General features: G+C 44.1%; 8 protein-coding genes. All 8 read right to left on the reverse strand.

The genetic code is table 11. The features are described 5' to 3' along the window. Nucleotides 1-690 (reverse strand): cell envelope integrity protein TolA (gene tolA, locus B3Q46_RS15445; RefSeq protein ID WP_286716597.1); only part of this gene is annotated, 690 nt, incomplete at its 3' end. Between the two features lie 3 nt (nucleotides 691-693). Beyond that, nucleotides 694-1,143, reverse strand: coding sequence for a protein TolR (gene tolR, locus B3Q46_RS15450; RefSeq protein ID WP_004279112.1), 450 nt, complete (start codon nucleotides 1,141-1,143; stop codon nucleotides 694-696). Beyond that, on the reverse strand, nucleotides 1,143-1,841 hold the full coding sequence (gene tolQ / locus B3Q46_RS15455) for a protein TolQ (RefSeq protein ID WP_004279111.1): 699 nt from the start codon (nucleotides 1,839-1,841) through the stop codon (nucleotides 1,143-1,145). Before tolQ ends, tolR begins: the two co-directional genes overlap by 1 nt. A gap of 26 nt (nucleotides 1,842-1,867) precedes the next feature. Then, a complete protein-coding gene (ybgC, locus tag B3Q46_RS15460; RefSeq protein ID WP_039901903.1) occupies nucleotides 1,868-2,275 on the reverse strand; it encodes a tol-pal system-associated acyl-CoA thioesterase in 408 nt (135 codons plus the stop codon). A 260-nt stretch (nucleotides 2,276-2,535) separates the two neighbouring features. Continuing rightward, nucleotides 2,536-3,885: an amidohydrolase gene (locus B3Q46_RS15465; RefSeq protein ID WP_005236693.1), complete on the reverse strand. Its 1,350-nt coding sequence runs from the start codon at nucleotides 3,883-3,885 to the stop codon at nucleotides 2,536-2,538. Nucleotides 3,886-4,408: 523 nt separating this feature from the next. Further along, nucleotides 4,409-5,410, reverse strand: a complete 1,002-nt coding sequence (gene ruvB, locus B3Q46_RS15470; RefSeq protein WP_034170977.1) for a Holliday junction branch migration DNA helicase RuvB — start codon at nucleotides 5,408-5,410, stop codon at nucleotides 4,409-4,411. 245 nt (nucleotides 5,411-5,655) lie between these two features. Next, complete coding sequence (ruvA, locus tag B3Q46_RS15475) at nucleotides 5,656-6,258, reverse strand: Holliday junction branch migration protein RuvA (RefSeq protein WP_286716601.1); 603 nt, start codon at nucleotides 6,256-6,258, stop codon at nucleotides 5,656-5,658. 120 nt (nucleotides 6,259-6,378) lie between these two features. After that, a complete protein-coding gene (locus tag B3Q46_RS15480; RefSeq protein WP_034702787.1) occupies nucleotides 6,379-7,719 on the reverse strand; it encodes a deoxyguanosinetriphosphate triphosphohydrolase in 1,341 nt (446 codons plus the stop codon). Between the last annotated feature and the right edge of the window lie 209 nt (nucleotides 7,720-7,928).

The raw sequence follows: 7,928 nt of genomic DNA on the forward strand, positions 1-7,928 counted from the left end.
AGCTGCCGCCTCTGCTTTGGCTTTTGCATCGGTATCAGCTTTACGTTTCGCATCTGCCTCTGCTTTGGCTTTCGCAGCGTCATCGGCTTTTTGTTTGGCGGCTAAATCAGCCTTTTTCTGCGCTTCAAGTTTGGCTTTTTGCGCAGCATCGGCTTTACGCTGTGCTTCTACTTCGGCCTTACGCGTTGCTTCAGCTTCGGCTTTAGATTTTTGTGCAGCCTCTGCTTTGGCTTTGGCAGCAGCCTGTTTTGCTTGTTCAGCGGCTTCAGCACGTTTTGCAGCTTCGGCTGCTTGCTGGGCGGCTTTAGCTTGAGCAAGCTCTGCTGCTTTTGCTTCTTGCTGAGCTTTTTGAATATCGATCTGTGGGGGTGCTGGTGCAGGCTGCGGTGCCGGAGGTGTCGGTGCAGCTGCTGTTGGCACTACAGGCGCAGGCTCTACACTCGGTTCAGCAGTTTGGGTAATTTCTTCTGCAATATTTTCATGTGCAGTTTCTTCAAACTCAGTTTCTTCACGAGTCACCGGCTTCAGGTCTTCAGGTTTAATTAAGACCGTTTTAATCTGTTTTGGCGGTTCAGGGGGATTACTCATGCCCAGATAAAGTAAGCCCACCAAAGCCACTGCATGGATGCCTAAGGTGAATCCAAGTGCGATGGCTTTTTTCTGAAATGGTGGCTTTTTATAGTCTTTCATACTTTATTCTAATGGCTTGGTCAGTAAACCGACTTGAGAAAGGCCAGCATCCTGCAGGCTTGACATTAAGGCCATCACATCGCCATAAGGGCGGGTGGTATGACCATTGATCACGACATTGAGGACCTTGTTTTCACTTTCCGCAGTGCTTTGCGCTTCTATCAAAGTCTGCGTCAAAGCCTCTAGGGTGACAGGACCTGTGGTCTGATTTTTATATTCCAGAAAATAAGTACCATCTTCTTTTAAAGTGACGATCGTAGGCGCATCTTTGGATTCGATCGGTAAGCCATTGGCCTGCGGCAAATCGACCTTGATGCCACTGGTAATCATTGGGGCAGTCACCATGAAAATGACCAGAAGTACCAGCATCACATCGATGTAGGGCACCACATTCATGTCACTTTTCAGTGGCTTTTTAATACGCTGAAAGCGTCCTGAACCTTGAATCGCCATTAGTCTTTGTCCTGAGTTATGCCCACGGACTGACGTTGTAGCAGTGCCACCATTTCTTCGGCAAACAGGGCACGATCAGAGTAAACGGTTTCACCTTTGGCCGTGAAATGGTTAAAGGCCAACACCGCTGGAATAGCTGCGAACAGGCCAATGGCAGTTGCAATCAGGGCTTCAGCAATACCAGGTGCAACCGTCGCCAGCGTCACCTGATCGACATCTGCCAGGCCAATAAAAGCGTTCATGATGCCCCAGACGGTACCGAACAGACCAACATAAGGTGCAACCGAACCAATACTGGCCAAAGCACCGAGTCCTTGCTCCAGATGACCTTGATCACGGCTCAGGCCGACACGCAGAATACGCTCTGTTCCTTCAATGGACTGGGCAGTTGGCGCATGGCGTTTTTTCAGTTTCAGGAACTCGCCCAGACCCTGATAGAAAATATCTTCAAGGCCAGTGCGTTTAGAATTGAGTTGTGCATTGTTATAGAGGGTATTCAGCTCAGCACCAGACCAGAAGATTTTCTGGAAATGTTCATCATCGGCCTGGGCTTTTTTATAACTCATATAGAGCCTGGCAATCAGATACCAGCTATATATTGAGGCTAACAGAAGAGAAAGCATCACCAGTTGTACGACAGGGCTTGCTTGTAAAATAAGATCTGAAACTTGAAGAGATGATTCTAACTGAGTCGCCATAGTTGTTACGTGTGCCAATAAATTTTTTAGTCTTGTTCCAATTCTTTTTGAATTAGTTCGCGGATTTCATCCGGGAGTCGACGTGGTCGCATCTCTGCACTGATACATGCCAACTCGACCTCACCAGATGCAAGCATGATTTCACCACAATAAATATTTTGTTGCAATACAAATGATGAAGCTTTACATGAAATGACACGTGCAGTCACGGTAATCAGGTCATCCATGAGGATTGGACGCATATATTTGACATTAATTTTGTGCACAACAAAGTTGTAGTCGGACTGATGCCAGTAGTGACTCACTCCAGAAGCACGTAACCATTCAGTACGGGTACGTTCCATATAGCGAATATGGTTAGCGTGGTAGACAATGCCACCCGCATCAGTATCTTCAATATAGACGCGGATATTGAATTCAAAGTGATTCGCCATAGTTTTGTTCCATGCAGATTTTACGAAATTATTGCTTGTTTTTAGAGGCTGGAGCAGGCTTAGAATTTGCCTTATTCATTCCAAAAGTCAAGCAATTTAGCGCGTCAAAGTTTAGCACTGTGAGCTTTGAGACCAATGGCACAAGGTGTCAAATCTGGTTGGAGTAGGGGCTAAGCCGGTACGGAACGGCCAATTGCTTATTAATACGGCGAAGTAAAAGCATGAATGAGACCAGTCACTCATGCTTGAGGAACTAAGAATCAGCTTTTGTTATTTTGTTTCCAGCTTGCTTGTACCTGATCAGCCACTTTCGGATAATCCAGAATAAAGCGGACATGACTTTCTACGCCGGTTTTTAAAGTCGCATCATCGACTATAAAATTCGGGTTATGGTTCGGTGCTGCTTTGGCTGGATCCTGATCTGCTGGCGTTGCACCTACGAACACAAAGAGCGATGGCATCAGCTTGCCATAATAAGCAAAGTCTTCACTGGCACTAGCATTGTTATCAAGCAGATGCAGTTTATCTTCACCATTCACTTTAGCCAGAGTCGGACGCATCAACTGGGTCAAGGTTTTATCATTGGTGGTAACAGGTGCATAGGGTGCAATTTCTACTTTGACTTTTACATCATTGGCTGCGGCATTGTGTTCTAGCATTTTCGGCAAGTCTTTTAAAATACCTTGACGGACATCTTCACTATTAGAACGAATCGTACCGACCATATTCACCTGATTAGGAATTACGTTTCCTGTGGTACCCCCCTGAATACTTCCAATACTGACCACGCCCATGCCTTTGGTTAAATCAGCTTTACGACTTACCAGACTTTGTAAATTATTAATCATCTGTGCAGAAGCATAGATGGGATCACGACCTGCCCAAGGCATTGAACCATGTACCTGATGGCCATCTACCTGAATACGTAAATGATCCGCGCTATTGAGAATCGCACCATCTTTATAGAAAATATTGCCGCTTGGCATACCCGCCATCACATGCATTCCAAAAATGACTTCAGGCTGGGGATTCTTGAGTGCACCATCGGCAAGCATTTTACGTGAGCCGATCTGATCGCCCTGGCTAAAGTTATCAATATCTGCACCGCCTTCTTCAGCAGGCTGGAATACAAATACCACGGTTCCGGCAATCTTATCTTTATTGGCAGCGAGCACTTTGGCGGCACCTAGTAGCATTGCAGTATGCGTATCATGACCGCAGGCATGCATCACATAAGTTTCCTTACCTTGATAAATGCCTTTCTGCTTGCTGGCAAAAGGTACGGCTGCCGTTTCTTGAATCGGCAAGGCATCCATATCTGCACGTAATGCCATGACTGGGCCAGGTTTTGAACCTTTTAGAACGCCGATCACACCTGTTTTGGCATAACCTTTACGTACTTCAATGCCATAGGACTTTAATTCTTTTTGTACTAATTCCGAGGTTTTAAATTCCATATTGCCCAGTTCAGGATATTGGTGAATATGCTGGCGCAGTTTGATGGTATGCGCTTCGGCTGCTTTAACTGAATCATCTACCCAATCTGCTAAAGCTAGTTGACTACAGAATAGAAGAGGGAGACAAAGTGAAAGCGTCTTATGCATGTTCATATCAGGGAGAACCTTAAAAATCTGAATAGAGTTAAAGTGATGCCTGAGCATTACATAATGCACTACATTTGACCAAAACCCTCTGAGTATGGGTTTCATACCTTTTTGGTATATTCATTTTTAGGACTTGCTGATAAAGGGAATTTTACAGAGGTAGATATTGTAAAATTATGTAATTATAAAAATCTAATGGTCTATTTTATTTAAAAATTCAAACTAATAGGGAATTGTTGAAGGGAATTTATATCTGATTTAAAAAACTCTCATTATGTAAGTTTCAACTATTTCTCTAAGTTAAATACTATCTTGGCATTAAAGTTGCTTTGATTATTTCATAATTATTATTGATAGAATTTTAAAAGAAATAGCCTAAGTATTTGTTTGAAGGGCAATAATTATATAACTAAATAAACTACTTAATAATAAAGATTTGAGTTTGTGCTTTTGGAGCTAATTGATTGCAGTAGTCAATTAGCTCTTTTTCTTTATGATAAAAAATGGCTAAGCCAAAAGAATTTTATCTTTACTTTGGCTCAGGCGGCGTCATGCCAAATTGTAAATAAGCCATATTGGTCGCAATACGACCGCGCGCAGTACGCATCACATAACCTTGCTGAATCAGATAAGGCTCAATCACATCTTCCAGAGTACCTGAATCTTCTGCCATTGCTGCTGCCAAAGCTTCTACACCCGCCGGGCCACCATCAAAGCGTTCTAGCAACATCGACAGGTAACGACGGTCAAGCGTATCTAAACCATCTTTATCCACGTTCAACATATCTAATGCACGTTGAGCCATTTCCTGAGTGACTTCACCTGTGCCTTTGACTTGAGCATAGTCACGTACACGACGTAATAAACGATTGGCAATACGCGGTGTACCACGTGAACGACGTGCAATTTCTTTTGCGCCATCTTCGGTCATTGGCACATCCATCAGACTCGCAGAACGTTTCACGATATGGGTCAGATCATCAACCGAATAGAATTCCAGACGCTGCACAATCCCGAAACGGTCGCGTAGTGGAGAGGTGAGTAGACCAGCACGTGTGGTTGCAGCGACCAAAGTAAATGGTGGTAAGTCCAATTTAATCGAACGGGCAGCAGGACCTTCACCAATCATGATATCCAGCTGGTAGTCTTCCATTGCTGGATAAAGGATTTCTTCAATCACGGGTGACAGACGGTGAATCTCGTCAATAAACAGGACATCGCCTTCTTCCAGGTTCGTTAGCATCGCGGCTAAGTCACCGGCACGTTCCAGTACCGGGCCAGAAGTTGACTTGAGATTGCCACCCATTTCACGGGCAATAATATTCGCTAATGTCGTTTTACCCAGACCCGGAGGTCCAAAGATCAGGGTATGATCGAGAGCTTCAGCACGGCCACGAGCTGCACCAATAAAGATTTCCATTTGCTCACGTACCACAGGTTGACCGATATAGTCATCGAGGGAAGTTGGGCGGATGGCACGATCAAAATGATCTTCGGGTTTTTCAGAACCACTGATGAGACGGTCTTGCATATCTTTTGAGTCAATCTCTATGGTTTATTTGAGGTGAATAAAGTCATAGCCTCAAAATGCATTAAAAATTCAGATGCCATTGTGTAGGCGTTGTCTTACTTTTGAAAGATCAAAAGTAACAAAAATCTTTTTGTTGAGTTGAAGGTACGTCCTGTACCCCAACTCAACTGGCGACATCCATGTCGCGAGTAATTTATATAAATAGGAGAATAAACAGTCTTATTTAAAGTAAAGTCATTTTCCTATTATCTATTCATCGACTTTAATGCAGCACGGATGATGTCGCTGGCTTCGGTAAATTCACCTTTAGCTGCATTCACCAGTTTTTGCGCTTCAGCCGGTTTATAACCGAGAGACTGTAATGCAGCTTCCGCTTCAGCCATGGCTGAATTGCCCATAAACTGAATTTGTGGAGCTGTCGAATTGCTTGGAGCAGTGCCCGCAGACATGGCTTTAAAGCGGTCGCGCAGTTCAATCATCAAACGTTCAGCCGTTTTTTTGCCGACTCCAGGCACTTTGACCAAGGTATTTACATCTTCATTTTCAACAGTATGGATCAGCATCTCAACACTTAAAGTTGAAAGAATGCCAAGTGCCATTTTCGGGCCAACGCCGTTCACTTTTAATAAAGTGCGGAAAATGGTTTTTTCCTGAGCATTTAAAAAACCATACAGTAATTGTGCATCTTCACGTACGGCCAGATGTGTCCACAGGGTAATTTTCTGGCCTTTTTGCAACTGGCAAAAAGTGGTGAGCGGCATATCAATTTCATAACCTACACCATTCACATTTAATAATACAGTCGGTGCTTCCAGCGCCAGCACTTCACCAATCAGGCATCCAATCATCTTTTATCATTACTCAATTCAGTTTTGCAGCATAGTAATCAGCATTTTCAGGAAAGGCAAAATCTCCTTCTGCAAAACAGGTGATTTTGCTGCAATAAGCATCTAATCCAGCAAGATGTTTTATAACAATCCGGCTTTATTGCCTTGCAATTCCTGTGACAGGTTATAAGCCTGATGATCCGAAAATTTCGAGATAATATCCAGCACCTGCATGATATTGTCATAATGGCTGTCTTTAAAATTCGCCCCTGAACGTTGCAAAATCGACATTAAACGCTGTTCTTTAAAACTCAGGTTTTTATGCGGTGTGGTCAGAGGAATAAAAGCATCCAGAATATTTTGCAGACTTTGATGGGCAATGATTTCTAAGCCTGCTTTCTGTGGATGTTCAAAAATCTTGTCACGTGCCAGTTCTTTGGCGCGATTAATACCGCTTTCAATATCTGATGAACAATACTGCAATAAAGTGCCTTGTAACTGGCCAGATAGAATCTGGTCATGGTGACGTGCAAAAGCAGTGGTCACTTCATTCACCAGACGTTTCATCACACGGCCACGCAGTGCAGCAATTTTCTGTTGCCAGGTCGTGTCAGGCATGCCGATTTCAGAAGGCGTGCCATAATCTCCGAGCAGATTTAAAAATACCGGTTCCACTTCAGCATAGCTGAGTATGTTCAGGCTAATGCCATCTTCAAGATCAATCAGGGCATAGCAGATATCATCGGCTGCTTCGAGTAGATAGGTCAGTGGATGACGACAATATCGATACTCGCCGAGCTGGATTAGTCCAAGCTCTTCCGCGATCTGCTTTAAAATCTCTTTTTCTGCCTGATAACAGCCAAACTTGGCACGGCTACTGGCAGGCAAATCTACCTGCGATGCCATGGTTTTTGACAGCCACGGATATTTTAAATAAGCACCTAAAGTGGCATAGGTCAGGCGCATGCCACCATCATTTGGATGATAGTCAATTTTGGTAAGCAGGCGCAGGCCTTGGGCGTTACCTTCAAACTGACGTACATCTGCTTCCTGTTCAGGGCTTAAATCTTTTAAGAAGTCAGTATGTGATACATCATCAAACCATTCCCGGATCGCATATTCACCGGCATGGCCAAAAGGCGGGTTACCAATATCATGCGCCAAACAGGCAGCTTGAATGATGGCACCTACATCAGCGGGTGACACCCAGGGTGGAAGCTGATCTTTAATTTTCTCTGCGGCCAGCATCCCTAGCGAGCGGCCAATACAGGAGACTTCCAGTGAATGCGTCAGGCGCGTATGAATACCATCGTGCTGAGTTAAAGGATGCACCTGGGTTTTACGGTTGAGCTGCCGGAAGCTCTGGGAAAAAATAATACGGTCATAATCTTTGTGGAACGGGCTACGTGCCAGTTCAGTGCTCTGCTTTTTACTACCAATCCGAACTGTCGAAAGCAGTTCCAACCAACGCATTTGAGTCATTTATCATTATTCAGTTCTCTACTTTCTGCATCATGCCAAAAAAGAGCGTAAAGCACTAGGGCAGTGCGACATGAATTGTCTTGCTGCATATGGTTATTTCAGTCAGCTGGAAAAGACTGAGATTAAAAATCGAAATCATCAAATGAACAATAAAAAGCAGGCTCAATGGCCTGCTTTTTGTTTAAGGCGAAGTGTCCCGTCCTGAAATA

The organism is Acinetobacter sp. UBA2581, from assembly GCF_002339435.1.
Classification (GTDB): Bacteria; Pseudomonadota; Gammaproteobacteria; order Pseudomonadales; family Moraxellaceae; genus Acinetobacter; species Acinetobacter variabilis.